This is a genomic window from Polyangium jinanense (genome assembly GCF_028435365.1).
This window is the reverse complement of sequence record NZ_JAGTJJ010000072.1, coordinates 1-25,126: the sequence shown is the minus strand read 5'-3', so window position 1 is coordinate 25,126 and position 25,126 is coordinate 1. Positions and strand designations below refer to the sequence as shown.

The 25,126-nt window shown below is 69.6% G+C and carries 26 protein-coding genes; 13 read left to right on the top strand and 13 right to left on the bottom strand.

The window, feature by feature from the left end:
- The first annotated feature begins 47 nt into the window (after positions 1-47).
- On the top strand, positions 48-1,223 hold the full coding sequence (locus KEG57_RS48585) for a metallophosphoesterase (protein WP_272428570.1): 1,176 nt from the start codon (positions 48-50) through the stop codon (positions 1,221-1,223).
- 336 nt (positions 1,224-1,559) lie between these two features.
- On the opposite strand, the gene recO is transcribed toward KEG57_RS48585, so the two are convergent.
- The 6 genes from recO to tsaB all read right to left on the bottom strand — a co-directional run bounded on the left by recO (position 1,560) and on the right by tsaB (position 5,932).
- Positions 1,560-2,288 (bottom strand): DNA repair protein RecO, encoded by a 729-nt coding sequence (gene recO, locus KEG57_RS48580; RefSeq protein WP_272423952.1) that lies wholly within the window; start codon positions 2,286-2,288, stop codon positions 1,560-1,562.
- 192 nt (positions 2,289-2,480) lie between these two features.
- Positions 2,481-2,843: a hypothetical protein gene (locus KEG57_RS48575; RefSeq protein WP_272425000.1), complete on the bottom strand. Its 363-nt coding sequence runs from the start codon at positions 2,841-2,843 to the stop codon at positions 2,481-2,483.
- 4 nt (positions 2,844-2,847) lie between these two features.
- On the bottom strand, positions 2,848-3,288 hold the full coding sequence (locus KEG57_RS48570) for a helix-turn-helix domain-containing protein (RefSeq protein WP_272424999.1): 441 nt from the start codon (positions 3,286-3,288) through the stop codon (positions 2,848-2,850).
- A 75-nt stretch (positions 3,289-3,363) separates the two neighbouring features.
- Entirely contained in the window at positions 3,364-4,221 is an 858-nt protein-coding gene (locus KEG57_RS48565) for a tetratricopeptide repeat protein (RefSeq protein ID WP_272424998.1), read from the bottom strand.
- A gap of 299 nt (positions 4,222-4,520) precedes the next feature.
- Positions 4,521-5,204: a Crp/Fnr family transcriptional regulator gene (locus tag KEG57_RS48560; RefSeq protein WP_272424997.1), complete on the bottom strand. Its 684-nt coding sequence runs from the start codon at positions 5,202-5,204 to the stop codon at positions 4,521-4,523.
- A gap of 17 nt (positions 5,205-5,221) precedes the next feature.
- Entirely contained in the window at positions 5,222-5,932 is a 711-nt protein-coding gene (gene tsaB, locus KEG57_RS48555) for a tRNA (adenosine(37)-N6)-threonylcarbamoyltransferase complex dimerization subunit type 1 TsaB (protein WP_272424996.1), read from the bottom strand.
- Positions 5,933-6,030: 98 nt separating this feature from the next.
- Between tsaB and KEG57_RS48550 the strand changes: the two genes are divergently transcribed.
- Both KEG57_RS48550 and KEG57_RS48545 read left to right on the top strand, forming a co-directional pair.
- Positions 6,031-7,125, top strand: a complete 1,095-nt coding sequence (locus KEG57_RS48550) for a hypothetical protein (RefSeq protein ID WP_272424995.1) — start codon at positions 6,031-6,033, stop codon at positions 7,123-7,125.
- Positions 7,126-7,291: 166 nt separating this feature from the next.
- A complete protein-coding gene (locus KEG57_RS48545; protein WP_272424994.1) occupies positions 7,292-8,674 on the top strand; it encodes a trypsin-like peptidase domain-containing protein in 1,383 nt (460 codons plus the stop codon).
- Positions 8,675-8,677: 3 nt separating this feature from the next.
- Here the strand turns inward: KEG57_RS48545 and KEG57_RS48540 are convergent, their stop codons facing one another.
- Positions 8,678-10,468 (bottom strand): hypothetical protein, encoded by a 1,791-nt coding sequence (locus tag KEG57_RS48540; RefSeq protein WP_272424993.1) that lies wholly within the window; start codon positions 10,466-10,468, stop codon positions 8,678-8,680.
- Between the two features lie 53 nt (positions 10,469-10,521).
- Here KEG57_RS48540 and KEG57_RS48535 point away from each other — a divergent pair, with 53 nt between their 5' ends.
- The 3 genes from KEG57_RS48535 to KEG57_RS48525 are packed head-to-tail and all read left to right on the top strand — an operon-like array spanning position 10,522 to position 12,765.
- Positions 10,522-10,755, top strand: coding sequence for a DNA gyrase inhibitor YacG (locus tag KEG57_RS48535; RefSeq protein WP_272424992.1), 234 nt, complete (start codon positions 10,522-10,524; stop codon positions 10,753-10,755).
- Entirely contained in the window at positions 10,752-11,576 is an 825-nt protein-coding gene (locus KEG57_RS48530) for a hypothetical protein (protein ID WP_272424991.1), read from the top strand. Before KEG57_RS48535 ends, KEG57_RS48530 begins: the two co-directional genes overlap by 4 nt.
- 4 nt (positions 11,577-11,580) lie before the next feature.
- Positions 11,581-12,765 carry a protease PrsW gene (locus KEG57_RS48525; RefSeq protein WP_272424990.1) on the top strand — a complete coding sequence of 395 codons (1,185 nt, stop codon included), beginning with the start codon at positions 11,581-11,583 and terminating at the stop codon, positions 12,763-12,765.
- Between the two features lie 4 nt (positions 12,766-12,769).
- On the opposite strand, the gene dnaJ is transcribed toward KEG57_RS48525, so the two are convergent.
- Positions 12,770-13,885 carry a molecular chaperone DnaJ gene (dnaJ, locus tag KEG57_RS48520; protein ID WP_272424989.1) on the bottom strand — a complete coding sequence of 372 codons (1,116 nt, stop codon included), beginning with the start codon at positions 13,883-13,885 and terminating at the stop codon, positions 12,770-12,772.
- Between the two features lie 806 nt (positions 13,886-14,691).
- Here dnaJ and KEG57_RS48515 point away from each other — a divergent pair.
- From KEG57_RS48515 to KEG57_RS48495, 5 genes are all read left to right on the top strand, one after another.
- Entirely contained in the window at positions 14,692-15,075 is a 384-nt protein-coding gene (locus KEG57_RS48515; RefSeq protein ID WP_272459789.1) for a hypothetical protein, read from the top strand.
- Positions 15,072-15,236 carry a hypothetical protein gene (locus tag KEG57_RS48510; RefSeq protein ID WP_272459788.1) on the top strand — a complete coding sequence of 55 codons (165 nt, stop codon included), beginning with the start codon at positions 15,072-15,074 and terminating at the stop codon, positions 15,234-15,236. Before KEG57_RS48515 ends, KEG57_RS48510 begins: the two co-directional genes overlap by 4 nt.
- Before the next feature lie 75 nt (positions 15,237-15,311).
- Positions 15,312-15,929: a hypothetical protein gene (locus KEG57_RS48505; protein ID WP_272459787.1), complete on the top strand. Its 618-nt coding sequence runs from the start codon at positions 15,312-15,314 to the stop codon at positions 15,927-15,929.
- Between the two features lie 950 nt (positions 15,930-16,879).
- Positions 16,880-18,118 carry a toll/interleukin-1 receptor domain-containing protein gene (locus tag KEG57_RS48500; protein WP_272459786.1) on the top strand — a complete coding sequence of 413 codons (1,239 nt, stop codon included), beginning with the start codon at positions 16,880-16,882 and terminating at the stop codon, positions 18,116-18,118.
- 242 nt (positions 18,119-18,360) lie between these two features.
- Complete coding sequence (locus KEG57_RS48495; protein ID WP_272459785.1) at positions 18,361-18,684, top strand: hypothetical protein; 324 nt, start codon at positions 18,361-18,363, stop codon at positions 18,682-18,684.
- Positions 18,685-19,054: 370 nt separating this feature from the next.
- Here the strand turns inward: KEG57_RS48495 and KEG57_RS48490 are convergent, their stop codons facing one another.
- The gene (locus tag KEG57_RS48490; RefSeq protein WP_272459784.1) at positions 19,055-19,228 is read right to left on the bottom strand and encodes a hypothetical protein; all 174 of its coding nucleotides are present in this window, start codon (positions 19,226-19,228) and stop codon (positions 19,055-19,057) included.
- Between the two features lie 20 nt (positions 19,229-19,248).
- On the opposite strand from KEG57_RS48490, the gene KEG57_RS48485 reads away from it, so the two are divergent.
- The gene (locus KEG57_RS48485; RefSeq protein ID WP_272459783.1) at positions 19,249-19,563 is read left to right on the top strand and encodes a hypothetical protein; all 315 of its coding nucleotides are present in this window, start codon (positions 19,249-19,251) and stop codon (positions 19,561-19,563) included.
- A 287-nt stretch (positions 19,564-19,850) separates the two neighbouring features.
- On the top strand, positions 19,851-20,006 hold the full coding sequence (locus KEG57_RS48480) for a hypothetical protein (protein ID WP_272459782.1): 156 nt from the start codon (positions 19,851-19,853) through the stop codon (positions 20,004-20,006).
- 217 nt (positions 20,007-20,223) lie between these two features.
- Here the strand turns inward: KEG57_RS48480 and KEG57_RS48475 are convergent, their stop codons facing one another.
- From KEG57_RS48475 to KEG57_RS48460, 4 genes are all read right to left on the bottom strand, one after another.
- Complete coding sequence (locus KEG57_RS48475) at positions 20,224-20,589, bottom strand: hypothetical protein (RefSeq protein WP_272459781.1); 366 nt, start codon at positions 20,587-20,589, stop codon at positions 20,224-20,226.
- Positions 20,590-21,781: 1,192 nt separating this feature from the next.
- On the bottom strand, positions 21,782-22,735 hold the full coding sequence (locus KEG57_RS48470) for a toll/interleukin-1 receptor domain-containing protein (protein WP_272459780.1): 954 nt from the start codon (positions 22,733-22,735) through the stop codon (positions 21,782-21,784).
- A gap of 14 nt (positions 22,736-22,749) precedes the next feature.
- Positions 22,750-23,301: a hypothetical protein gene (locus KEG57_RS48465; RefSeq protein WP_272459779.1), complete on the bottom strand. Its 552-nt coding sequence runs from the start codon at positions 23,299-23,301 to the stop codon at positions 22,750-22,752.
- Positions 23,302-24,071: 770 nt separating this feature from the next.
- Positions 24,072-24,818: a hypothetical protein gene (locus KEG57_RS48460; protein WP_272459778.1), complete on the bottom strand. Its 747-nt coding sequence runs from the start codon at positions 24,816-24,818 to the stop codon at positions 24,072-24,074.
- Between the last annotated feature and the right edge of the window lie 308 nt (positions 24,819-25,126).

The following is a 25,126-nucleotide window of genomic DNA, read 5'->3' as shown; positions in this document are numbered from 1 at the left end:
AAACATCACTTTGCTCGCCCCGGCTGGACGGGTCATAAGAAGTGACCATGGTGCAATCGCCCTCCACGGTCGTGCTCGGTGACGTTCACCTGACCCGCTCGGTGCCACGGGCCGTGTCCGAGGATCTCGCCCGCCTGGTCGACGCACACCCGGGCGCGCGAATCGTGTGCGCCGGCGACCTCTTCGATCTCTCGGCCGATCTGCCCCGCCTGCCGCTGCCTCGCGCGGTGGAGGCGGTGTTCGAGGCGCATCCGGCCGCCAAAGCCGCGTTCGGCCGGCACCTTGCGCGAGGAGGCGAGCTCTGGCTGGTGAGCGGCAACCACGACGCGGCCCTCGCGCTTTCCGATTTCCGGAGCGCCCTGGTCACGGCGCTGGACCCACCCGCGGAGGCCCGCGCGCGGCTGCGCACGACCCCTTGGTTCTTTCGCGAGGGCGACCTCCACATCGAGCACGGCCACCTCTACGACCCCGACAACGCCCCGGCTCACCCGCTCGTCGTGGGCGAAGCGAGCCTGGGCGTGCATTTCGTCGAGCAATTCATCGCTCCGACGGGCGCGTTTCGCTACCTCAACATGAACGACGAGACGCCCCTAAGGCTCTTCCTCTCGGCGTTCTCGTTCTACGGCCCGCGCGCCCCGTACGTGATCTATCGGTATTTCCACGCCGCGATTCACGCGATCCTGCGCAGCGGGCGGTCTTATCAAAGGCGCGCGGACGACGAGGCGCCGCTCGGCGCGGAGGAGGCCGCTCGATTCATCGCAGAGCTCGGCATCCCGCCCGAGCTCGTGGGCACGATGCTCCCGCTCGGGGCGCGGCCGACGATGGCCAGCCTGAGCCGGACGTTCTCGCGTCTCTATTTCGATCGGGTGCTGTCCACGCTCGCGATGAGCGCGGGGCTGTCCGCAGCGGCGCTCGGCCAAAAGCGAGCAGGCGGGGCAGCCTTTTCGATTGGCGCGCTGGCAATGACATTGAGCTGGGCGCGCGGGCACAACCGTTATGCCGGGTCGGTGGCCGAGCAGCTCGCCGAGGGCGCGACGCGCATCGCGGACGCGACGGGCGCGCGGCTCGTGGTCTTTGGTCACACGCACCGCGAGGCGCTCACCGAGCGGTATGCGAACACGGCGAGCTTCGCATTCCCGCGGAATGCGCCGGGAAGGCCGTACCTGGAGATCGAGCAGGCGTACGGGGTGCCGCGCGCGGTGCGGCGGTATCTGGTGGCCTAGGGCCGCCGCGCCGGGGCGCTGCCCCGGACCCCGCGGGGGCTGTTCGCCCCTCGACCCGAACCAGGGCAAGCCCTGGACTCGGGTTGGAAGAACCGCGCGATGCGCGGTTCTTCCACGAGCCGGTGGCAAGACCAGGAACAACGTTGCCGGTCGAAATGGCAGCGCGGCTGTCTCGATTGGCAGCGTCGCTCGCCAGTCTTGACTCGGCCTGTTCGATGAACTGCGCATCGCGCAGTTCATCGACCCCGGGTCCAGCGCTTGCGCTGGTCCGGGTCCAGGGGCGGATAGCCCCTGGTGGGGCCTGGGGCAACGCCCCAGCTCAGCGCCTCCCAGCGCCTACTTCGCCGGACCGGCGTGCGCCTGGATCACGGCTTCCACGAGGTCCACCACGATTCGCGTGTCCTCTGCGCGCAGCGCTTCATCGTCGCCCGCGCAGGCAGCCTCGACTCGCCCCCGGAGGTCTGCTCGAAGCACGAGCCGCGCCCCGCCGCAAGCGCGACAGACGAGCCCGCCGGCGAGTGCATCCAGACACGCAGGTGCCTCCGCTGGGCAAACGCGACTGCAACGCACGCATCGATCGAGCACCAGGCCGAAGCCCATATCCGCGAGCAAACGCAGCCCTGACGTCGCGAGCTCCGCCTCGGACGAGCGCGCGGGCGTGGGCGCGTCGAGCGCGTCGAGCAGCTCGTTCACCGTGGCGAAAAGGCCCGGCTCGCGTGTGCCGGGCGGCGCGACCGAGCGGACCCAGCGCAGCGCTCTTCCTGCGGCTTCCAGGCGATCCAGCGCGGAGACGAGCTGCATGCGTGGGTGCGCGATCGCCGCCTCGCCGAGCACGGCCAGATCTTTTTGCTCGCGCTCTTCGAGCGTCACGCGGAGCAGATGCATTGGCTCCAGCGCGACGAGCCGCTTGTTCGATCGACGCGCCGATCGCGCGACGGCCGAGATGATCCCCCGCGCCTCGGTGAACAATGTGACGATGAGATCGGCCTCGCCCACGGGGACCCGCCGGACGAGCAGCGCTTCGGTGCGCAAGCGGGTCGAGCTGGTCCGGGGGGGGCGGGGCATGCGCCTTCTCTAGAGCATCGACCGGTTCGATGCTCGGAAGATCGCGAAGCGAGCTTCCCTCGGGGGGTGAATCGTCCGGGCTTTGCCCGGACGAGAGGGGGACGCGAGGCGTCCCCCTCGGGACAAAAGAGCTAGAACATCGAGCGGTTGCAAACCGATCGATGTTCTAGCGGCGGCGCTCGCAGCGTCGAGCTACGGGTCGACGCATTGCCCTTCTTTGCAGATCCGGTCGCCTTTGCACTGCGTGTCGTACTGGCAGCCGGTCGCGGCAGGCGGGGCGCTCGGGGGCGGGGCGCTCGGGGGCGGGGCGTCGGATTGCGCTTCCTCCTTGCACGAGACCTGCATGGCCCCCTGGGGCCCGGTGTTGACGGAGGTGCAGTAGAACGTTTTGCCCCGGCAAACGGCCGTCCAGGTGCGCCCCGCGAACCCCATCTCGTCGCGGGTGATCACGATCTGCTCCTCGGCGCAGCCGACCTGCCCCGACGTCCACGCCGGCAAGGGGTTGCATCCCGTCGCGAGGAGCGCGAGGAGCCCCAGCGCCTGCAAGCTCTTCATCACGTCATCCCTGGGCGTTCACGTGCGCCGAAATTCCCCCGGCGTCACGACTCGACAGCTCAGGCGGCATGTCGTGCCCGCGCGGCCGCATGACGATGCTCAGGGCCAGCGTGAACAGGATCAAGAGGAGCACGAAGGCCATCGCCACGCCGAAGCGCTTCCCTTGCGAGCCGCCGGCTGGGGACGCAATGGGAAGTGGCGTGACCACGGCGACGCGGCGGCTCGCGGTATACCGGGCGAGCACCTCTTCCACGGGGAGGGAGACCGCGCGCGCATAGGCGCGGAGGAACCCCCGGACGAACACTTCACCTGGCAAATCGTCGAAGTGATCCGCCTCGATTCGCTCGATCGAGGGGACGGGAATGCGGGTGGCGCGGGAGACTTCCTCCACGCTCATTGCCCTCGTCTCACGGGCATGTCTCAGGTAGCGGCCGATCGACTCCATCCCTACTTCACCCGTTCATTCAATCGATTCGATTGACTCCCTTTTGCACGATTTCAGAAAAAGCCGCGCAAAAACTCATTGCAAAGACCCGAGTTCTGCAGCGCAACGTTTTCCGGCCACTGTCGCCGGGGCCACATCGCGGCATCGTTCGAGATCTTCCCGGGCGAGATCCTGCTGCCCGAGCTTTCCCGCCACGCGAGCGCGGGCGGCGAACCCCTCCTGGAGGTTCCGACACTGAGGTTTATCCGTCTCGAGCGCTTTCGTAAAGGCCTCTCGCGCAAGCGCAAGCTCGCCTTTTTGCTCGTACGCCAGCCCGAGGCGGTAGTTCCCTACACAAAAGAGCGGCTGCGCCGCGAGAGATCGCCGGAGCGCGTCGATCGCCTCGTCGACGCTCCCGCGCGAAAGATATGCCCAGCCAAGATTTCCCCACGCTTGCTCGGGGGAAGCATAAAGAATGTCCTCGGCCAGCGGCTTGAGGACGGCCACAGCTTCGTCGTACTTCTTCCGATGCACGAGAATCACGCCGAGCGCGTTCTTCGCGTCGCGCAGGTCGGGCGCGAACTCGAGCGCGGCGCGCGCGTGGCGCTCCGCCTCTTCGAAGCGACAGTCGGTCGACGTCTCGTCCACCGCGCAGAATGCCAAAAGAATGACGGTGGCGAGATAGTGCGCGTCGGGGTTCGCCTCGTCGATACGGATCGAGGCCTGCGCATGGCCGAGCGCCTCGCGGAGACGCCCTCCCTCGAACGCCTCACGCCCGAGGTCATACTCGGCGCGGGCCTTCGCATCCACGCCGTCCACACGCTCCTGTGCGCCGCTGCAGGCCGGCCCGAACGTGAGGAGGAGCGGGAGCAAGACCGAGCAAGTGAGCGCCGCGGGGCCGCGCATCTTGCGCGACCAGCCGCCCCTCTTCTCGCCCGTTTGCCCCTGGATCATGCGTCCTCACTGACCGAGATGCCCTTGTTTTGTAGGAGAAGGGCTCTCCCGATCCGCCCCCGGGCTCTGCCCGAGGCCCAAATCCGGGCCAAGCGCCCGGGAAAACTTGGGTAACCCAGGCTGGAAGAAGCGTCAACCCGCAAAAGACGCCCTCCCCCACGCGTCGGCACAAAGAAACACGCGCACGCAAGGAAGACGTGGCGCGAGGGGGCGAGAGCGTGTTATGCGGGAAGATTCGGCGTTGTTTTGAGGCGCAACGTTCGTCCGAGAGCGCCGAACGGAACCGAAACGCGGGCGGTTCACGCCTCGTTCGCGACTTCGTCCTTCTGTCCGAGGAGGCCGTAGAGCTTGCGCAGGCCCTCGATGTCCGGGACCTCGAGCCGCTCGTCGGCGACGCGGATGTACTGGCCCTCCCGGAGCTTCTGGACGCTGCGCTTCACGGTGTCGACGTCGAGGCCGACGCGCGTGGCGAGCTCCATCGGCGTGACCGTGAAGACCGCGTTGTTGCCCCCCGCCTCGCGCGTCTGCTGCGCGAGCTTGAGGAGCGCGCTCACGATCTTCGACTGCACGTCCGTGAGCATGATGAGCTCGATCTGATCCTCGGCATCACGCAGCCGTCGCACGAGCTGCTTGACCATGCGCGAGGCGATGCTGGCGTTGTGCTCGAGCAAGTTCTGCAGCGTCGTCTGGTCGATCGCGAGCGCGAGGCCCGAGGAGAGCGCGACCGCGGTCGAGGAGCGCTCCGCGCCGGGCACGAGCGCCGACTCGCCGAAGAGGTCGCCAGGCTTGAGCACCATCAAGCTGCGCTCGGCGCCGCGCACCTTCTTGATGAGCCGCACGCGGCCCTCCTCGAGCAGGTACGCCTCCGTGCCGGGCTCGCCCTCCCGGTAGATCACCTCGCCGGGCTGGAAACTGCGGCCGAATCGCGCGATGAGCACGCGCGCCGCCTCGGCGGCCTCGGGATCTTCGTCGGGTAGGTCCATCCAGGTCCGGAGTCTACCTAGCTGGGCCCGCCCGATGCCATCGGCTTCGCGTCCGGCGGACGAACGTAGAGCGGTTCGATGTACTCGGGGTCGAAGTCACCGCCGGAAACCAGCCTACCGAGCGCGACGCGTCCCACGGCCGCAGCGTCGGGCAGGTCGGTCCCGGGCGAGCGAAGCACGAACGCGGCGAGCGCCGGATCCTCGGCCGCGACCTCGCCGACGACGCGAAGGAGCCCGCCCGGCGGAAGAGACGCGCCCGGGCCAGCAAGCACGAGCGCGGCCACGTCGGCGCGAGGGACGTGGCGCGGGGCCCAGCAAAGGGCGCCGCGCACGTCGAAGGCGGCGAGGAAGAGCTCCTGCTTCTTCGCGTCGAGCGCGGCGACGACGAGGTCGTGTGGCCCAGCCTGGCCGCTCGCGAAGGCCTCCGCGGCCATGGCTTCGAGCGAGCCGACGCCGGCGAGCGGCGCGCCTCGGCCGATCGCCATGCCCTTCGTCGCGGCGACCCCGACCCGGACGCCGGTGAACGAGCCGGGACCGATGTCGCAGGCGAAGGCCTCGATCGACGCGGCGGAGACGCCCGCCGCGCGGAGGGCGTCTTCGGCGGCGAGGAAGATGCGCTCGGCGTGGCCTTCGAGGTCCGTGTAGACGGACGCGCCGATGAGCTTGCCTCCGTCGAAGACGGCCGCGCTGCCGCGAGGCGTGGAGGTGGAGATGGCGAGGAGCCTCATGTGGTAGTCTGGATCGGGACCGGGACCGGGAACGTGAGCGCGCGGGCGTTGTCCTGCCTGGCGGACACTACGAGCGCGAAGGCGCGAGGACAACCGGGATGGCACGCGACGGATCCAGCACGACGTGGGTGATGCAAGGAACGGTCATCGTGTCGATCCTGGCGCACGCGTCGCTGATCGCCGCCGCCGGGCTACGAAAGGAGCGCGCGCCCGAGGAGCTCACGCCGCCCGCGGATACGTGGGCCGGCACGACGGCCGCGCCCATCGGTGGCGAGCTTCACGAGGTGGACGTGACCGGCAGCGAGGTCGGGGGCGCGCCGGGCCAGCCCGCCCCCGCCCCCGCCCCCGCCGCCCCGCCTGAGCCGCCCGCAGCCGCCCCGAGCGAGCCCGCCGAGCCGCCTCCGCCGCCGCCCAAGGTCGACCCGCCGAAGCCGAAGGCCGATCCGCCCAAGCCCAAGGCCGATCCGCCCAAGCCCAAGGCCGATCCGCCCAAGCCCAAGGAGCCAAAAACGGAGCCGGAGGAGCCAGTCCCCCCCTCCGACGAGTCGATCCCCCCCTCCGACGAGTCGATCCCCCCCTCCGGCGAGTCGATCCCCCCCTCCGACAAGCGAGTCCCCGTATCCAAAAACACACTCCCCCGCACCAAAACGACGCCCCCCGTGTCGAACAACACATCCCCCGGCTCCGGCGACAAGGATCCCCCCGGGGAATCGTCTCCGGGAGGCGGGGGCTCGTTCGGCAGTGCGGGGGCCTCGTCGGTGCGGGACCTGGGGCGGGCTTTTACCCGCGCCCTGCCGATGGCCAGCGGCTCGGATGCGGCGTGGGGGAAGCTGCCGGTCGGCAGCGGTGGGTCGATCGAGGTGGCCATGATCATCAGCGACGAGGGCAAGATCACCGGCGTCGAGCCCCTCGCGCCGAACCCGCCCGCGCACCTGCTCAAGGCCGCCAAGAACACCATGGCCCTGCTCCGCGGCGGGACCTTCGCGCTGCAAGGCAGCTCGGTGACCGCGGGCAAGCAGATCCTCCGGCTCTCGGTCGAGCTCAGCGACACGGAGGCGCCCGAGGATCCGAGCGGCGCCGGCGCGTTCGGCCTGGCGCATCGCTGGGAGGGCAAACGCGGGGTCGCCTCGTTCACGCAAACGAGCGGGCGTCATGTCGAGATCAAGGTGGAGTTCCTGCGGGTCGAGCTCTGAGCTCACTCCCCACGCTGACCTCACCCCCTAACCCCCTCTCCGCGCGGCGGAGAGGGGGAGAAACGGGCGCATGCGTGCGCTCCCTCCCTCTCCACCGGGTGGAGAGGGAGGGTTGGGGTGGGTGAGGCTCGCTTGCGACCCAAGGGGACGGCTCTACGTGCCGTCCATGACGTCCTCCGCGCTGGCCTTCACGCTTGGCCTGGCCCTCTCTCAGGGGGTTCCGGCTTGCAGCAACCGCGCCGATGCGACCACGCATGACCGCGCCTTCACGCCCACCGCGGCGGCGGTGTTGCCCCCGGCCCCGCCGGGAGAGGCGGGCGTCGCGCTCGACATCTCGGCCCTCGTCGAGCACGTGCGGCCGACCGTGGTGAGCGTCGCGGCCACACGCGGATCCGAGGAGCGCGAAGACCCGCAGCGCGTGCGCGCCGGTGGGACGTCACGCTCGATCGAGCGGTCTCTGGGATCGGGCTTCATCGTGAGCCCCGACGGGCTCGTCGTGACGAACGCGCACGTGGTGCACGGCGCCGAGCGGGTGCGGGTGCAGCTCGCGGATGGGCGTGAGCACGAAGCCTCGGTGCTCGGGGAAGACGAGAAGCTCGACGTGGCGCTGCTCGCGCTGCGCGGCGCGACGGGCCTGCCCGTGGCGCAGTTCGGGACGAGCGAGGCGCTCCGCGTGGGCGACTACCTCGTGGCCATCGGGAGCCCGTTTGGCCTCCGGCACACGGTGACGCTCGGGATCGTGAGCGCGAAGGAGCGCGTGCTCGGCCTCGGGCCCTTCGACCACCTCATCCAGACGGACGCGAGCATCAACCCCGGGTCGAGCGGCGGCCCGGTCTTCGACGGGCACGGCCGCGTCGTCGGCGTGAGCACGGTCATCCACGCGCGCGGGCAGGGCATCGGCTTCGCGATCCCCATCGACGACGTGCGCGCCATCATCCCGGAGCTGCGCGACGAGGGGCGCGTGTCGCGCGGCGTGCTCGGCGTCGCGTTCCAGGCAATCTCGCACGACCTCGCGCGCGCGCTCTCGCTGCCGGGGCCGACGGGCGCGCTCGTGACCGACGTGGAGGCGGGCGGGCCGGCGGAGAAGGTCGGCATCGAGCCGGGCGACGTGATCCTTTCGGCGGACGAAGAGCCGATCGAGCAGGCGGCCGAGCTCGCGCGGATGCTCGGGCACCGAAAGCCCGGCGAGTCGATGCGGCTCGTCGTCCGGCACGGCAAGGACGAGCGGGTCAAGCGCGTGGTGCTGGCCAAGCCCGAGTCCGAGGAGAAGCCGGCGCAGAAACCCGAGGACATAGGCCCGCGCAAGACGATCGGCGTGTCGGTGAGCGACGCGCTCGGCGGCGGCGCGCGCATCGACGGGCTCGATCCACGCGGCGCCGCGGCGGGCGAGCTCGAAGTGGGCGACGTGGTCGTGGAGGTGAACGGCCAGCGGATCGAGCACGGCGCGGACTTCTTGCGCTTGGTCGACAAGGCGAAGCGGCCGGGGACCTTGCTCGTGCGGCTGCGCCGTGACGGCGAGGCGCTCTACGCGGCGGTGCGTGTGGAGTAAAGCTCAGCCGCCGGGTTCGAGCCTCCGGCGGATCGAGCGGAGCAGCACGTCGACGGCGGGTTTGTAGCCGAAGGTCGGCTGCACGGGCGAGCTCACCTTGTCGGCGCAGATCGAGGCGACGACGGCCTGCGTGCCGAGCTCCTTCATGACGGCGAGCGGGCGCGTGGCGGGCACGGCGCGGGCGAAGCGCTGCGTCGAGCCGAAGCTGCCGTCGGGCGCCTGGCAGATGGGGTTCGTCGGGGCGTCGATGCCCGCGCACTCGCAGTCGGTCTGGCCTGTGCACTCCTTGGGCACGCGCAGCGGGAAGATGCACGCGTACTGGAGGTCGTCGCGGCCTTGGATCGTGCGCTCGTGCCCGTTGATCGGGTTCGCGAGCGCGCTCGTCGCCGAAGGCGGTGCGAGCGGGACGCCCGTGAGCGGATGGATGCCGTCGCGCGGATCGATCGAGGGCCGCATCAGGGGATCGGCGGGCAGCTCGCCGGTCTTGGGATCGCCGAGGAGGAGCGACCAGTCGAGCTCCGTCGCGGGGCGCACGCCCATCGCGAGCGACTTGGGATCGACCGCGATGTCCTGCCACGGCACGCCGAGGATGCCGGCGAAGAAGACGAGCTCGCTTGCACGGCCGCTCGCGAAGAGCGGGTTCTTCACGAGCTCGCCCGCGCGGTTCGGGACGACGTCGCTCGTGAAGCCGTCGACGTAGCGCGAGGTCGGGTAGAGGAAGTCGATGCCGAAGCGCCGCTTCTGATCGAAGCAGCGGAGGTTCAAGGGATCCTCGATCCCCTCGACGGGCGTGGTGCACGCGGGATCGAGCTCCGTGGCGAGGCAGCCCGAAGGCGCGGGCTGCGCGCAGGAGACGCAGCAAGGATCGTTCGGCGCCTCCGCGCACACGCTGCGTCCGCGCGGCATGCGGAAGGGTTTTCCGTCGGTCCCGAGGGCCTGGTTGACGGCGAAGAACTGGCCGCCGTCGCGCGTCGAGCAGTCGTCCTCGTCCGTGAGCAGGAGGACGGCGACGAGCGAGTCGGGGCGGAGGAAGTCCGCACGTTGCTGGAGGAGCACGTCGTCGACACCGCTCGGAACGGCCTTGTTGTCGACCACCGAGATGTCGAGGTACGGCTCGGGGTCGACGAGGAAGCGGTAGATGCTCTCGAGCTGCGCCTCGTAGCCGCAGCCCTTCGTGCCGACGCCGCCCGCGATCTCCGCGAGCTTCGCGCCGACCGCGCCGAGATCCGCGTCGCCCGGCGGGCTCGACGACTGGCCCGGATCCCACGCGAGGAAGCCCTTGTTCTCCCACGTGGGCACGGCGCCTCCGCTCGCCGCGCGGGTCAGGAGCCGCGCGCGATCGTTGGCCGTCGGGTCGAAGCTCGGGCTCGCGGGGCTGCAGACGTCCGCGCCGTGGCCGCCGATGCTCGTGGAGATCACGCCGATGTGAATGTCCCTGACAGGCGCGAAATCCCGCACGCCGACGGGGCAAGGCTCCTCGAGGCTCGCCGTCTCGGAGACGACGGTGCCGAAGCCGTTCACGCAAGCAGGGCGCGTGAGCCGGTCGAGCAGGTAAGGCAACGTCTCGACGAGGAGGCCGTGCGCCGCGTCGAGGTTGCGCGAGTTGTCCACGACGAGCAGGAGATCAAGCTTGTCCGCGCGGGCGGCCGCGGGGGGCGGACCCATGTCGATCGGCGGGACGGAAGCATCGGCGTCCTCGTCTTCGAGGGTGGTGGCGAGGTCGGCGCGACCCGCACATCCGAGAGGCAGCGCCGCGGCGAGCACGAATGCCGCGGCTCGGTTCCACGAGCGCATGATGCCCCCGAGGCTACATGCTCGCCCGGGAGGCTGCTACGTTAGCAGCCATCATGGGAGCATCCTCCCGATCGACTTGCCCGCAGTGCGGCCGCGAGGCCGTGCTCGGGCCCGACAACCCTGCGCGGCCCTTCTGCTCGGCACGGTGCAAGGTGCTCGACCTGGAGCGTTGGCTCACGGGTGCCTACCGTGTGCCAGGCCCGCCCGTCGACACGAGTACGCTGGAGGGCGAAGGGGCGCGCAGGGACGACGACACCGACGAACCGAAGGGAGACGAAGAAACGTGACGACGAAACGCACGACCCGGCTCGCCGGGATCACGCTCGCCTCCGCGGTCTTGCTCGTATCCTTGGCTTACGTAAGGACCGCAGAAGCACAGGACATGTCGGCCGGAGGGCTTTCGCCGCCGCCGCCGATGGCGCCCGCGCAAAGCCAGGCCTCGGCGGCCTCGGAGACGTCGCAAGACCTCGACGACGCGAAGAAGAGCGACTCGGGCCGCGGCCTCGAGTGGGTTTACCTGGAGGCCGAAGGCGGCTTCCAGCACGTGGGTCTCCGGACCTTCAACATCGACGAGGAGAGCTTCAGCGCAGGGTTCATCGAGACGCAAGCAAGCGGCCCGGTGATCGGCGCGGGGCTCGGCGTGCGGCTGCTCTTCATCACGCTCGGCGCGCGCGGACGCGTGGGCTTCTTCAACACGTGGGACCTCTTCAGCGTCGGCGGCGAGCTCGGCCTGCACCTGCCGCTCGGCAACCTCGAGCCGCACTTCGAGCTCGGCGGCGGCTACACGGCGCTCGGCAGCTTCAAGAGCGCGCTGCAGAGCGGCGCGGCGGCGACGGCCCTGCAGAACACGCAGATCCACGGGTTTTACGTGCGCGCCCAGGCCGGGCTCGACTACTACATCACGCCGATCTTCTCGCTCGGCGTGAGCGCGAGCGCCGAGGTCCTCGGCCTGACGCGCCCGGGCCTCGATCCCTCGAAGGTCACGGAGATCCAGAGCGATCCGAACCTCTCGACCCTCCAGCAAGCCCGCGCGGAGGTGCTCAAGGCCGAGGGTTCGAGCTACGGTGCCGCAGTGACCGGCACCGCCGTGCTCGGGCTGCACTTCTAGGACGTTGCTCGCCCTCCAGATCCTCATCGGCCTCCTCGCGCTCGCGGCGCCCGTCGCGCTGTACGTGGGGTTTGCCTCGCGCGAAACGTTGCGGCCGTCGAGCCCCCGCTCGGTCGTCGCGACGTTCGCGCTCGGCATGCTCGCGTGCATCCCGGCCGAGCTCTGCGAGCGCGCGCTGACGGGTCTGCTCGGGCCGCGCAAGGTCGGCGTGGGGATCGATCTCGCGGCGCTCGTGTACGCCTACCTCGTGGCCGCGCCGCTCGAAGAGGCGCTCAAGGTCGCGGCGACGACGCCTGCGTTTCGGCTGCGCGTGGGGCAACATCGGCCGATCGACGCGATCGCGTACGCGACGGCCGCGGCGCTCGGGTTCATGACGCTGAAGAGCGCGCTGTTCCTGATCGGGCAGCCGTTCTCGCTCATCGCGCCGGCGCGCACGGCGCTGACGACGCTCACGGCGACGTGTCTCGCGACGTGGTGGGGCTTCGCGCTCGGCCGCGACAAGCAAGGCCGCATGGGCGGCGGCTGGTTCAACGGGGCGTGGGTCTGCGCCGCGGGCGGCAACGCGGTCGCGCACCACGTCGCGTTTGCCCGGGGGCCGGCGGCGCTGCTCGCGACGCTGCCGATCCTCGCGTTCGCCGCGGGGATCGCCTGGCTCGCCTTCCGCGACGTGCTGCAGCGGGGCACGGACAAACCGAAGATCGAGGCGCGCGAGCGCGAGCACGAGCCGAAGAAGGCGCGCCTCTTGCCCCTCGCGCCGCCGTCGCTGCGAGCGATGCGCGAGGCGCTGAAGCGCTCGGAGCGGCCGATTTCGTTCTTCTGGATCGGGCTCGGCATGCTCGTGACGACGGGCGTGATCACGGCGATGCTGGTGGGCGCGGTGCTGCTCGGTCGAAGGCTCGGCTTCGAGTTCGCGGCCATCGATCGGGACGCGTCGAACGCGATCGCGCCGCTGCTCCTCCTGGCGAGCGCGGCGCTCTTGTCGTTCCTGTTCGCGGGGTGGATCGTGGCGCGCGCATCGGCGACGCGGAGCGTGCTCGAACCGGCGATCAGCGCGCTCCTGGCGATCGGCGGGGCGATCGTTCTGCTCGGGCTCGCGGCGCCGGTGGCGGTGGTGATCGCCCTCGCGTGCGCGCCGCTCGCATTCGGGCTCGCGTGCCTCGGGGCCTGGCTGGGACTGTCGGACGCCTAGAAGCTCAGGACGTCGTCGCCGCGCTCTTCGCGGAGGCGGATTCGTTCTCGTGGCCGAGCTCGGCTTGAAGCTCCTTCAAGAGCTCCTGCGCGCGGGCCGAGACCTTCTTCGGCACCTGCACCTGCACGACGACCTGGAGCGAGCCGCGGCCGCGGCCATCGACGCGCGGCATGCCCTTGCCGCGCACGGTGATCACCTCGCCGGGCTGCGTGCCCGCGGGGATGTCGACGCGCACCGTGCTCTCGTCGGGCAGCTCGATCTCGGACGCGCCGCCGAGCGTCGCGCTGGCAAACGACACGGTCGCGCGCGTGACGAGGTCGGCGCCGTCGCGCTCGAAGCGCTCGTCGGGCTGGAGGTCGACGTCGACGTAGAGGTCGCCGGAAGGCCCGCCGAGCGCGCCGGGCATGCCTTGTCCGGGCACGCGGAGGCGCTGGCCGGCGTCGATGCCGGCCGGGAAGTTCACCACGACCTTGCGCGACTTCTCGACCGCGCCGGCGCCGTTGCAAGCGGGGCACGGCGTCTTCACGACCGTGCCTTCACCGCGGCACTCGGGGCAGGTCTGCGTGAACATGACGAACCCACGCGCGGTCGACACCTGCCCGGCGCCTTCGCACGTGCCGCACGTCTTGCGCTTCGTGCCGGGCTTCGCGCCGCTGCCCTGGCACTCCTCGCAGGCAACCGGCGTCCGCAGCACGACCTCGCGCTTCGTGCCCGTCATCGCCTCGCGCAGCGTGAGGCGTTGCTCGACGCGGAGGTCTTGCCCGCGCGCCGGACCACGCGAACGACGTTGTCCGGCGAAGCCGCCGCCGCCGCCGCCGAAGCCGCCGAACAGCTCCGAGAAGATGTCCTGGAAGTGCGTGAAGATGTCCTGGCCGCCCATGTCGGGCATGCCCTCGACGCCGGCGTGACCGAAGCGGTCGTAACGCGCGCGCTTCTGGTCGTCGGACAGGACTTGATAGGCCTCGGTGGCTTCCTTGAAGCGCGCCTCAGCCTCCTTGTCGCCCGGGTTCCGGTCCGGGTGGTTCTTGAGGGCAGCCGCCCTGTACGCTTTGCGGATCTCGTCGGCCGAAGCTTCCTTGGCCAGTCCGAGGACGTCGTAAAAATCCCGTTTTTGACTCATGATCGCGGGCGACAGGGACGCCCCGCACAGGTCGCAGGGCCGTGAGACGATAAGTCGCCCCTAGGGGCTGTCAACCAAAGGAGCGAGCGCCACCGCGTGCCCCGAGCCCGTTCCGGTGCCCGTCCCGGGTTCGAACGCCCCGGTTCGAAGGCGAGCCGCAACGGAGCTCCGCGAAGTGGAGGCGAGCCAGCGGGGGGTGTGGGGGGCAGAGGAATCGGATCGAGCTGAGCAGCGAAAATCCGGGGATTTCAGGGGGTGAGCCCAACCCCCTCCCCTTGTCAAGCCTACCCAAAACCCCCCTTTCGAGGGGGTTCGGAACGATTCCGGAACGATTCCGGAACGGATGAACGAAACCCCGAACCCCCTCGCGAGGTGCCTCGGCGCGTGCTCCGGGGCGTACGGACGGTCACATCATGACATGAGGCGCCAGCGCGGCGAACCTGGACACAGGCGAGCACGTGGCGCGTGCGCCGCTCGTCGGGATATCGAGCGCCGGCCTTGCCGTCGAGCGCACGGCGTGCCGTCGATGGGCGAGCACGTGGCGCCGCTCGACGCGAACGTGGACGCAGGCGAGCGCGGGGCGCGTGCGCCGCTCGTCGGACCATCGAGCGCCGGCCTTGCCGTCGAGCGCACGGCGTGCCGTCGATGGGCGAGCACGTGGCGCCGCTCGACGCGAACGTGGACGCAGGCGAGCGCGGGGCGCGTGAGCCGCTCGTCGGACCATCGAGCGCCGGCCTTGCGTCGAGCGCACGGCGTGCTGTCGATGGGCGAGCACGTGGCCGCTCGACGCGAACGCAGGCGAGCACGTGGCGCGTGCGCCGCTCGTCGGACCATCGAGCGCCGGCCTTGCCGTCGAGCGCACGGCGTGCCGTCGATGGGCGAGCACGTGGCGCCGCTCGACGCGAACGCAGGCGAGCACGTGGCGCGTGCGCCGCTCGTCGGACCATCGAGCGCCGGCCTTGCCGTCGAGCGCACGGCGTGCCGTCGATGGGCGAGCAGTGGCGCCGCTCGACGCGAACGTGGATGCAGGCGAGCACGTGGCGCGTGCGCCGCTCGACGCGAACGTGGATGCAGGCGAGCACGTGACGCGTGCGCCGCTCGGCGCGAACGTGGACGCAGGCGAGCACGTGGCGCATGCTCCGCTCGTCGGGACATCGAGCGCCGGCCTTGCCGTCGAGCGCACGGCGTGACGTCGACGGGCGAGCACGTGGCGCCGCTCGACGCGAACGTGGACGCAGGCGAGCACGTGGCGCGTGCGCCGCTCGTCGGTACATCGAGCGCCGGCCTTGCCGTCGAGCGCACGGCGTGCCGTCGATGGGCGAGCACGTGGCGCCGCTCGACGCAAGCGTGAACGCAGGCGAGCACGTGAGGCGTCCAGGTTTTACCCGGGTTGACGGATGCACGCTTCCGTGGATAGAAGCGCACCATGTTCGGGATCCGTATCGTAGGAAACCTGGCTGTCGGCGAACCGAACGAAGACAGGGGGCTTATCACGTGGCTCCACTGCATCGTCTACGAGTCGAGCGGCAACGATGATGACGAATGCGAGGACGACGACGAAACGGACATCGGTAGCGCGCTCGTCGCGATCATCCACGTAGGCGAAGCTGCACAGTGCAACGTTTCCCTGCTCGATGCGCTCGACGCGGAGGGGGCCGAATTCGAGGCGCTTTATCCGGTCTACTTTGATGAGGATTGGTTCAAGGATGAGTACGACCAGGGGCACGGTACCGACCTATTTTATATCGCAGAGATGTCGATTGATGACGCCTATCGGAAACGAAATGTCGACTTGGCTGTGGTCCGCCGACTCTGCGCGTCCTTTGCCGCTGGATGCGAGCTTGTCGTGATGCCGTACGCCAGCGAGGACGAGGCGAAGCATTGGTCCATGCTCGGTTTCGTCGTCAGCACGGAAGGGCAAGCGAGCGGCTTGATGCATCTACAGCAGGCTTTGCGCGGGCCTCGCGTGGTAGATTTCGCTGGGAATGGTCGGTTTCGAGTGCTTCCGAACGTCGAGCCGGAAAGGCTGCGAAAGATGAATTGAGCGCGTCCGAGGGGGGCGCGCCTCGTGCTCGTCGCCCTGGACATCGGCCCCAGCTCGTCGGCCTCGTGCATAAAGGCGGCGCGGCGCTCGACGCTCGCCTCTGGCTCGCCAACCTCGGGCATCGAGGCGGCGCGGCGAGCGGCGAGCGTCCAAATCTCCCCCAAGGTCTCGCGGCCGTGACCGCGCTCGACCGCGTAAATCCGCGGGCTCGACGTGGGAGGCGGGTGCGTCGCGACCGACCCCGGGGCCATCGAGGGGCGTAGCGCTCGACGTGCGCCTCGTGCTCGTCGCCCTGCTCGCCGGCCTCGTGCATTGATGCGGCGCGGCGGGCGGCGAGCGGCGAAATCTCCTCCGAGGTCTCGCGGCCGTGATCGCGCTCGACCGCGTAAATCCGCGGGCTCGACGCGGGGGGCGGGTGCGTTGCGACCGACCCCGGCGAGCAGGGCGCGCCGATCTCGTGCTCGTCGGCCTCGTGCATCGAGGCGGCGCGGCGCTCGACGCCGACCCCAGCTCGTCGGCCTCGGGCTCGACGTGCGCCTCGTGCTCGTCGGCCGTGCATCGAGGCGGCGCGGCGCGCGTCGAGCGGCGAAATCTTCCCCGAAATCTCGCGGCCGTGACCGCGCTCGACCGCGTAAATCCGCGGGCTCGACGCGGGGGGCGGGTGCGTTGCGACCGATCCCGGCGAGCAGGGCGCGCCGATCTCGTGCTCGTCGGCCTCGTGCATCGAGTCGGCGGGGCGCTCGACGCCTGCCTCGTACTCATCGGCCCCGGGCATCGCGGCGGCCCACCGCTCGACGCGGGCCTCGTGCTCGGCCTGAGACTAAGGTTTTGTTGCGTGCGCGACGAACTATGTGTAGTTCATCTCTTATGGCTCCAGAAGAGCAAGGGCCCGCCCCGGGGGAGTCCCCCGCTGTCATCGGCCGACCATTATCAATAAGGAGATTCGACACGTGACCGGCAGAACGCCGACGGCCTTCATCTCGTACGCGTGGGAGGACGATGTAAAGGCGTGGGTGCGCGATCTCGCCACGCGTCTCCGCAAAGAGGGCGGGGTCGACGTACAAATTGATCAATGGCACGTCGCGCCCGGCGACCCATTGCCGGCGTTCATGGAGCGGGCCATCCGCGCGAACGATTTCGTCCTTCTCATTTGCACCCCGAAGTACAAGGCCAAATCCGACGATAGACAAGGCGGCGTCGGATACGAGGGGGGGATCATCACCGCCGAGGTGTTTACGAGATCCAATCACCGTAAGTTCATTCCCGTTCTGCGCAAGGGCGAGTGGAAGTCCGCTGCACCGAGCTTCCTCCTGGGAAATGCCTATATCGACCTGAGAGGTGAGCCCTATTCTGAAGAGTCTTACCAGGAATTGCTCAAGGCTCTCCATGGTCGACTGGCCGGGCCGCCCACGCTCGGAACGGCACCAGCGTTCGATACGGGAAGTAATGAACCCCGCGCCGTTGCTGCATCGCCAATTCTAACAGGCGGATCGAGTGGGCTCGTGGTCCAGTCCGCCAGTCCGGGCGCGCCATTGAGCGCCACGAGCACGAGCGGATCCTCCGGGACGAGGGGCGCCGTTATCATCGTATTGGCGGCCTGCATTTTCGTGCTTGTGACCGTGATCGTTGTGCTCTCCACGCTCTCGTCGTTGTCGCCCAGCGTTTCCGGCACGTCCGCCCCGATCGGCACGTCCGCCCCGATCGGCACGTCCACCGCGATCGGCACGTCCACCGCGATCGGCACGTCCACCGCGATCGGCACGTCCACCGCGATCGGCACGTCCACCGCGATCGGCATGCCCATGGAGATTTTAGGACAGCCCGAGCGAACATGGCTGGGGACGTATCAATCGGCGATCGACTCGCGCGACGTGGAACGCATCATCGCCTGTCATGCACTTCCGACCCGTCGCTTTTTCATGGCGCGGAACGTGGACGCTGAGCAGCTCCGCAAGAATTACCAAGGTTGGTTCGATGGGGAAGGCCGGACCAAGCGGACGGGCTTCGACAAGTGCTCTCTGGCAAGCGTCGCCCCCGATGGATCTCGCGCGCTTCGCTGCATAACGTACGTCGATCCGCCCTTTCAAAGCAGCCCGTCGAGAGTGCCGACTTGTCTTGTCTTCAGGTCCGATGGCAGGCTTTTATCGCGGACCGAGATCTCGAAAGGGAATGACTGTCCGCCCAATTAATGCGACGTCCCCGCGCTCAGTGCTCGAACATCGATGGTGAGAAGGCGCGCCCACCGAACGGCGCATCGCAACAACGATCCGGGCATACCCCTCGCCGTGTGGGGTTCGTAGCGCCCTTTGCTCTGCAAATCTGAAATCTAGGGACCGCGACCGCGCTCGACCGCGTACATCAGCAGGCCCCGACGTGGGGGCGGGTGCGCCGTGATCCACCGCGAGGCGATCGAGGGGTGCGGCGCTTTGGCATGCGCCTCGTGTTCGTGAGCCTCGGCCATCGAGGCGGCGCGGCGCTCGACGCCGGCCTCGGGCTCGTCGCCCTGGACGCCGGCCCCAGCTCGTCGGCCTCGGGCTCGACGTGCGCCTCGTGCTCGTCGGCCGTGCATCGAGGCGGCGCGAAGCGCGTCGAGCGTCGAACTCTTCCCCGAGGTCTCGCGGCCGTGACCGCGCTCGACCGCGTAAATCCGCGGGCTCGACGTGGGGGGCGGGGGAGATCGAGGGGCGCGACGAGCTCGCCGGCCTCGGGCGGCGCGGCGAGCGTCGAAATCTCCCCCGAGGTCTCGCGGCCGTAACCGCGCTCGACCGCATAAATCCGCGGGCTCGACGCGGGGGGCGGGTGTGTCCCGACCGACCCCGAGGCCATCGAGGGGCGCGGCGCTCGACGTGGGCCTCGTACTCGTCGGCCTCGTGCATCGAGGCGGCGCAGCATTCGACGTCGGCCTCGTGCTCGTCGGCCTCGGGCATCGAGAGGCGCGGCGCTCGACGTGGGGGGCGGAGGAACACCCTAGCAGGCGACCCCTGGATTTCCGCGGATTTTCAGGGGTCGCCCCTCGCCGCTCCCCTCTTCAAGCGCACCGAAAGACCCCTTTCGAGGGGGTTCAGAACGATTCCGGAACGATTCCGGAACGGATGAACGAACCCCCGGAACACCCTGATACGTCATCACGATGGCACCCCGTGGGAGGGTGCACGGCGCTCGACGCCTGCCTCGTGCTCGTCGGCCTCGTGCATCGAGGCGGCGCAGCGCTCGACGTCGGCCTCGTGCTCGCCGAACGCCGGCCCCAGCTCGCCGGCCTCGGGCTCGACGCGGGCCTCGTGCTCGTCGGCCTCGTGCATCGAGGGGCGCGGCGCTCGACGTGGGTCTCGTGCTCGTCGGCCTCGTGCATCGAGGCGGCGCAGCGCTCGACGTCGGCCTCGGGCTCGCCGGACGTTGGCCCCAGCTCGCCGGCCTCGGGCTCAACGCGGGCCTCGTGCTCGTCGGCCTCGTGCATCGAGGTGGCGCAGCGCTCGACGTCGGCCTCGGGCTCGCCGGACGGCCCCAGCTCGCCGGCCTCGGGCTCTACGCGAGCCCCGGGCTCGTCGGCCGCGTGCATCGAGGCGGCGGAGCGCTCGACGTCGACCTCGTGCTCGTCGGCCTCGTGCATCGAGGCGAACGGCGCGGCGAGTGGTGAAATCTCCCCCGAGGTCTCGCGGCCATGACCGCGCTCGACCGCGTAAATCCGCGGGCTCGACGTGGGGGGCGGGTGCGTCGCGACCGACCCCGAGGCCATCGAGGGACGGCGCACGACGCCGGCCTCGTGCTCGTCGGCCTCGTGCATCGAGGCGGCGCGGCGAGCGTCGAGCGTCAAAATCTCCCCCGAGGTCTCGCGGCCATGACCGCGCTCGACCGCGTAAATCCGCGGGCTCGACGTGGGGGGCGGGTGCGCCTCCTGCTCGTCGGCCTCGGGCATCGAGGGGCGTGGCGCTCGACGTGGGCCTCGTGCTCGCCGGCCCCAGCTTGTCGGCCTCAGGCTCGACGTGGGCCTCGTGCTCGTCGGCCTCGGGCATCGAGGCGGCGCGCGGCGAGCGGCGAGCGGCGAGCGTGGAAATCTCCCCCGAGGTCTCGCGGCCATGACCGCGCTCGACCGCGTAGATCCGCGGGCTTGACGTGGGGGGCGGGTGCATCGCGACCGACCCCCCGGCGAGCATGGCGCGCCGATCGCGTGCTCGTCGGCCTCGTGCATCGAGGCGGCGCGGCATTCGACGTGGGCCTCGTGCATCGAGGGGCGCGGCGCTCGACGCCGGCCGTGTGCTCGTCGGCCTCGGGCATCGAGGCGGCGCAGCGCTCGACGTCAGCCTCGTGCATCGAGGCGGCGGCATTCGACGTGGGCCTCGTGCTCGTCGGCCTCGTGCATCGAGGGGCGCGGCGCTTGACGCCTGCCCCAGCTCGTCGGCCTCGTGCATCGAGGCGGCGCGGCATTCGTCGTGGGCCTCGTGCATCGACGGACGCGGCGCTCGACGCCTGCCTCGTGCTCGTCGGCCTCGTGCATCGAGGCGGCGGCATTCGACGTGGGCCTCGTGCATCGACGGGCGCGGCGCTCGACGCCTGCCTCGTGCTCGTCGGCCTCGTGCATCGAGGCGGCGGCATTCGACGTGGGCCTCGTGCATCGACGGGCGCGGCGCTCGACGTGGGCCTCGTGCATCGACGGGCGCGGCATTCGACGTGGGCCTCGTGCATCGAGGGGCGCGGCGCTCGACGCCGGCCGTGTGCTCGTCGGCCTCGTGCATCGAGGCGGCGCGGCATTCGACGTGGGCCTCGTGCATCGACGGGCGCGGGGCTCGACACCTGCCCCAGCTCGTCGGCCTCGTACAGCGAGGCGGCCGGGCATCGAGGGGCGCGGCGCTCGACGCCTGCCTCGTGCTCATTGGCCTCGTGCATCGAGGCGGCGGCATTCGACGTTGGCCTCGTGCTCGTCGGCCTTGTGCATCGAGGCGGCGGCATTCGACATGGGCCTCGTGCTCGTCGGCCTCGTGCATCGAGGCGGCGGTATTCGACGTGGGCCTCGTGCATCGAGGGGCGCGGCGCTCGACGTGGGCCTCGTGCTCGTCGGCCTCGTGCATCGAGGCGGCGCGGCGCTCGACGTGGGTCTCGTGCTCGTCGGCCTCGTGCATCGAGGCGGCGGCATTCGACGTGGGCCTCGTGCATCGAGGCGGCGCGGCATTCGACGTGGGCCTCGTGCATCGAGGCGGCGGCATTCGACGTGGGCCTCGTGCTCATCGGCCTCGTGCATCGAGGCGGCGCGGCATTCGACGTGGGCCTCGTGCATCGAGGGGCGCGGCGCTCGACGTGGGCCTCGTGCACGTCGGCCTCGTGCATCGAGGCGGTGGCATTCGACGTGGGCCTCGTGCTCGTCGGCCTCGGGCATCGAGGCGGCCGGCGCGGCGAGCGTCGAAATCTTCCCCGAGGTCTCGCGGCCGTGACCGCGCTCGACCGCGTAAATCCGCGGGCTCGACGCGGGGGGCGGGTGCATCGAGGCGGCGCGGCGCGTCGAGCGTCGAAATCTTCCCCGAGGTCTCGCGACCCTGACCGCGCTCAACGGCGAAAACGCAGCAGTCGGACATGGGTCGCGACCGACCCCGAGGGCCACGGTATCGAGCCGGGCGACGCTCGCCGCGCCCTCGTGCTCGCCAGCCCGCAGCTCCCGGCGCTCCCGGCCCTCGGCTCGACGCCGGTCGGACGGTGGAAATCTTCGCGAGACCCCGCGGCCCCGGACCGCATTCGACCGGGAAAGTGCCAAAGCCCTGCGTGGGGGCGGGGCATCGTGACGGGGCCGTCTCGATGCCAGTCTGAGCTAACCCTGCGGTCTGCTGCGGGCGGGGTACACCCCGCCCGTCAGCACCAGGGCAAAGTTAGGCACGTTTCTTCGCGTCCGTCACTGACTCCTTCCAACGGGGGGGGCCAAGCTCGATAGGCAGCGCACGTACAATCTCGCGCAGACCGTCCAGTTCGTGTTCAATCTTGGCATACACATACCGCTGTAGCGGGCGCGGCACTTCGGCGTCCCCGAATACAAGCGTAATAATGCGGAAACGGTCCCCTTGCTCGATCGTTCGGTGGACTGCGAGGTCGACTTCCTGGCTGATCCAGCGGTCATCACGAAACTCGGGTGTCACAAAGAAAACCGCTGCACAGGATTCACTCATGCCATCGTCGAGCGCACGGTGCAGGACTTGTCCCGCCGTAACCGCTTCTTCGTCCAGCCATGGCGTGAAGCCAATCTGTTGTAGCGCACTGTGAAATCGCCGAACCATCGGCTTATTTGCCCACTTGTGGCTCAAGAAGATGCGCACCTCAGCCTCCTTTGGGATTCTGGACAACGGCACACCGGCTAGTTCTCGGATATCCGGGTTTGCGAGCGCTGCCGCATCACGCAGTCTGCGCGTAAGCTCCTCGGCTAGAGGGCGGAGGATAAGGGATTGTGTGATTGCGATTGCCTCGGAATGCTTGTACTTGCCGAAGAGTGACCCGAATCCATCCACGGATGTCTGCTTTGGGTCGCCGGATGCAAATGAGCGGGCAAGGTCGATCAAGATCGCGAGCTGCTGATTCTTGTCTGTCGGCAAGTCGAGTACGTCGAACTGCGGGTATCCCTGGGGATGCTTGGCCAGCTGGGCCGACCACCATGCTTCAACATCGAAGGATGGCACGGCGGAGATTACATTCCGGCAGAGAGGATTGCCGTCGAGCTGCTTTACGAATGCCTGGAGTTGGTGAGCAAACTCGTCGGCCCCCGCATGTACGAGTGCGTCTCGCGCTAGCTTGAAGTCCGAGAGGGCATCAACGATAGTTTTTCGATCCGTCATGGTCAGCTTATATCCTATTGTGGGACGAGTACGGTCTGGCATCCTGGGCACGCAACGGTCCCACGCCAGCTTTCCTCTACGGTAAACTCCTGCCGACATGCCAGGCACAGAATCACCACTTGATCGTCAGGCTCAGGACCGGACAGGGGTCGTTGTGCGCGCGCCTCAGAAAATGATGCTTTGACGGTGAGGTGCTTCGACGACTTGATGCCCGAGGCGAAGTCACGAAACATCTTCGTAACGAGTGGCTCGACGACTTCCCTGAATGCGAAGGCTCGGATGAATTGGGCGACCTGGGGATGAACAAAATCCTGCCGCTCCGAAGCTGTGCCGCAGTACGGGCACGTTGTCAGGGTTGGGGCCGTGATGGATTCGGTGTCGTCCTGATCTTTTACACCCTGCGTTGAGAGATATCGGCTCATCCAGCTTGCAAGAACATCCTGCGTGGCATCGGCATCAACCTTTAACTTAAAGTCGAGCCCGCAATGTGGGCACTGCCACCGGAAAAATTCCCGCGTGTCGCATGCAAGACTGACCATGAAGCGCAATGTGGTATCGTGTTCCATCTTACGTGTTCATGACGTGGTCTGTGTGCCAAACAGCGTGCTATTCGGTGACCGGCCCCGCAGCGGTGCTGGCCTGGTCAATCCCTTGCGCTGACGCCCATCCGAGGACACGGGAGACGATGTCGCTCGCGCCGACGCCCTCGACACATGCGACATCATGGAGGTCATACAGCCCTCCGGCCTTCGGAGCGGGGATGTTCACCGTTCCGCGCCGCGCTCGCCGAGTCCCGACGTTCCACCCGGTTGCGGCAAGCCAGGCGGACGCCACGTCGCCACGTGCCCAAAAGGCAGGCGTGAATCTGCGCTTCATCACCGTTGCCTTGTATCACATTTCTGTTTGGGGCGAGGGGAGCGGCGCTCGCGGCGCCCTCGTGATCGCGAGGCCGCATCTTCCCGCCCCGAAGCGGGAGCTCGCGGGCCCGCAGCTCCCGGCCCTGGCCCTCGGCCCTCATGCTAGCGGGCCCGCAGCTCCTGGCCCTCGCCCCCCCGCTCGGCCCGGCGCCCGTGGTGTATCGAAGCCCAGCCTGGGGTTCGACGCGGGGCATTTTGTCTGCCTCGGGGTTTGCCGGCCGGAGAATCGTCCCAGGGATTTCGAGCCCTTGACCGCGCTCGACCGCGTAGATCCGCGGGCTCGACGTGGGGGGCGGGTGCGTCGCGACCGACCCCGAGGCCATCGAGGGGCGCGGCGCTCGACGCCGGCCTCGGGTATCGAGGCGGACGGCGCGGCGAACGTCGAAATCTTCCCCGAGGTCTCGCGGCCGTGACCGCGCTCAACCGCGTAGATCCGCGGGCTCGAAGTGGGGGGCGGGTGCGTCGCGACCGACCCCGAGGGCGTGCTCGCTGGCCCCAGCTCGTCGGCCTCGGGCTCGACGTGGGCCTCGTGCTCGTCGGCCTCGGGCATCGAGGCGGCGCGGCGAGCGGCGAGGGCCGAGCGTCGAAATCTTCCCCGAGGTCTCGCGGCCGTGACCGCGCTCGACCGCGTAAATCCGCGGGCTCGACGCGGGGGGCGGGTGCATCGAGGCGGCGCAGCGCTCGACGTGCGCCTCGTGCTCGTCGCCCTGCTCGCCGGCCTCGTGCATCGAGGCGGACGGCGCGGCGAGCGTCGAAATCTTCCCCGAGGTCTCGCGGCCGTGACCGCGCTCGACCGCGTAGATCCGCGGGTTCGACGTGGGGGGCGGGTGCGTCGCGACCGACCCCGGGGCCATCGAGGCGGCGCGGCGAGCGTCGAAATCTCCCCCGAGGTCTCGCGGCCATGACCGCGCTCGACCGCGTAGATCTGCGGGCTCGACGTGGGGGGCGACCCCGGGGCCATCGAGGGGCGCGGCGCTCGACGTGCGCCTCGTGCTCGCCGGCCCTAGCTCGTCGGCCTCGGGCTCGACGTGGGCCTCGTGCTCGCCGGCCTCGTGCATCGAGGCGGCGCGGCGAGGGTCGAGCGTCGAAATCTCCCCCGAGGTCTCGCGGCCATGACCGCGCTCGACCGCGTAGATCCGCGGGCTCGACGTGGGGGGCGGGTGCATCGAGGCGGCGCGCGGCGAGGGTCGAGCGTCGAAATCTCCCCCGAGGTCTCGCGGCTGTAACCGCGCTCGACCGCGTAGATCCGCGGGCTCGACGTGGGGGGCGGGTGCGTCGCGACCGACCCCGAGGCCATCGAGGGGCGCGGCGCTCGACGCCGGCCTCGTGCTCGTCGCTCTGCTCGCTGGCCTCGTGCATCGAGGCGGACGGCGCGGCGAGCGTCGAAATCTTCCCCGAGGTCTCGCGGCCGTGACCGCGCTCGACCGCGTAAATGCGCGGGCTCGACGTGGGGGGCGGGTGCGTCGCGACCGAC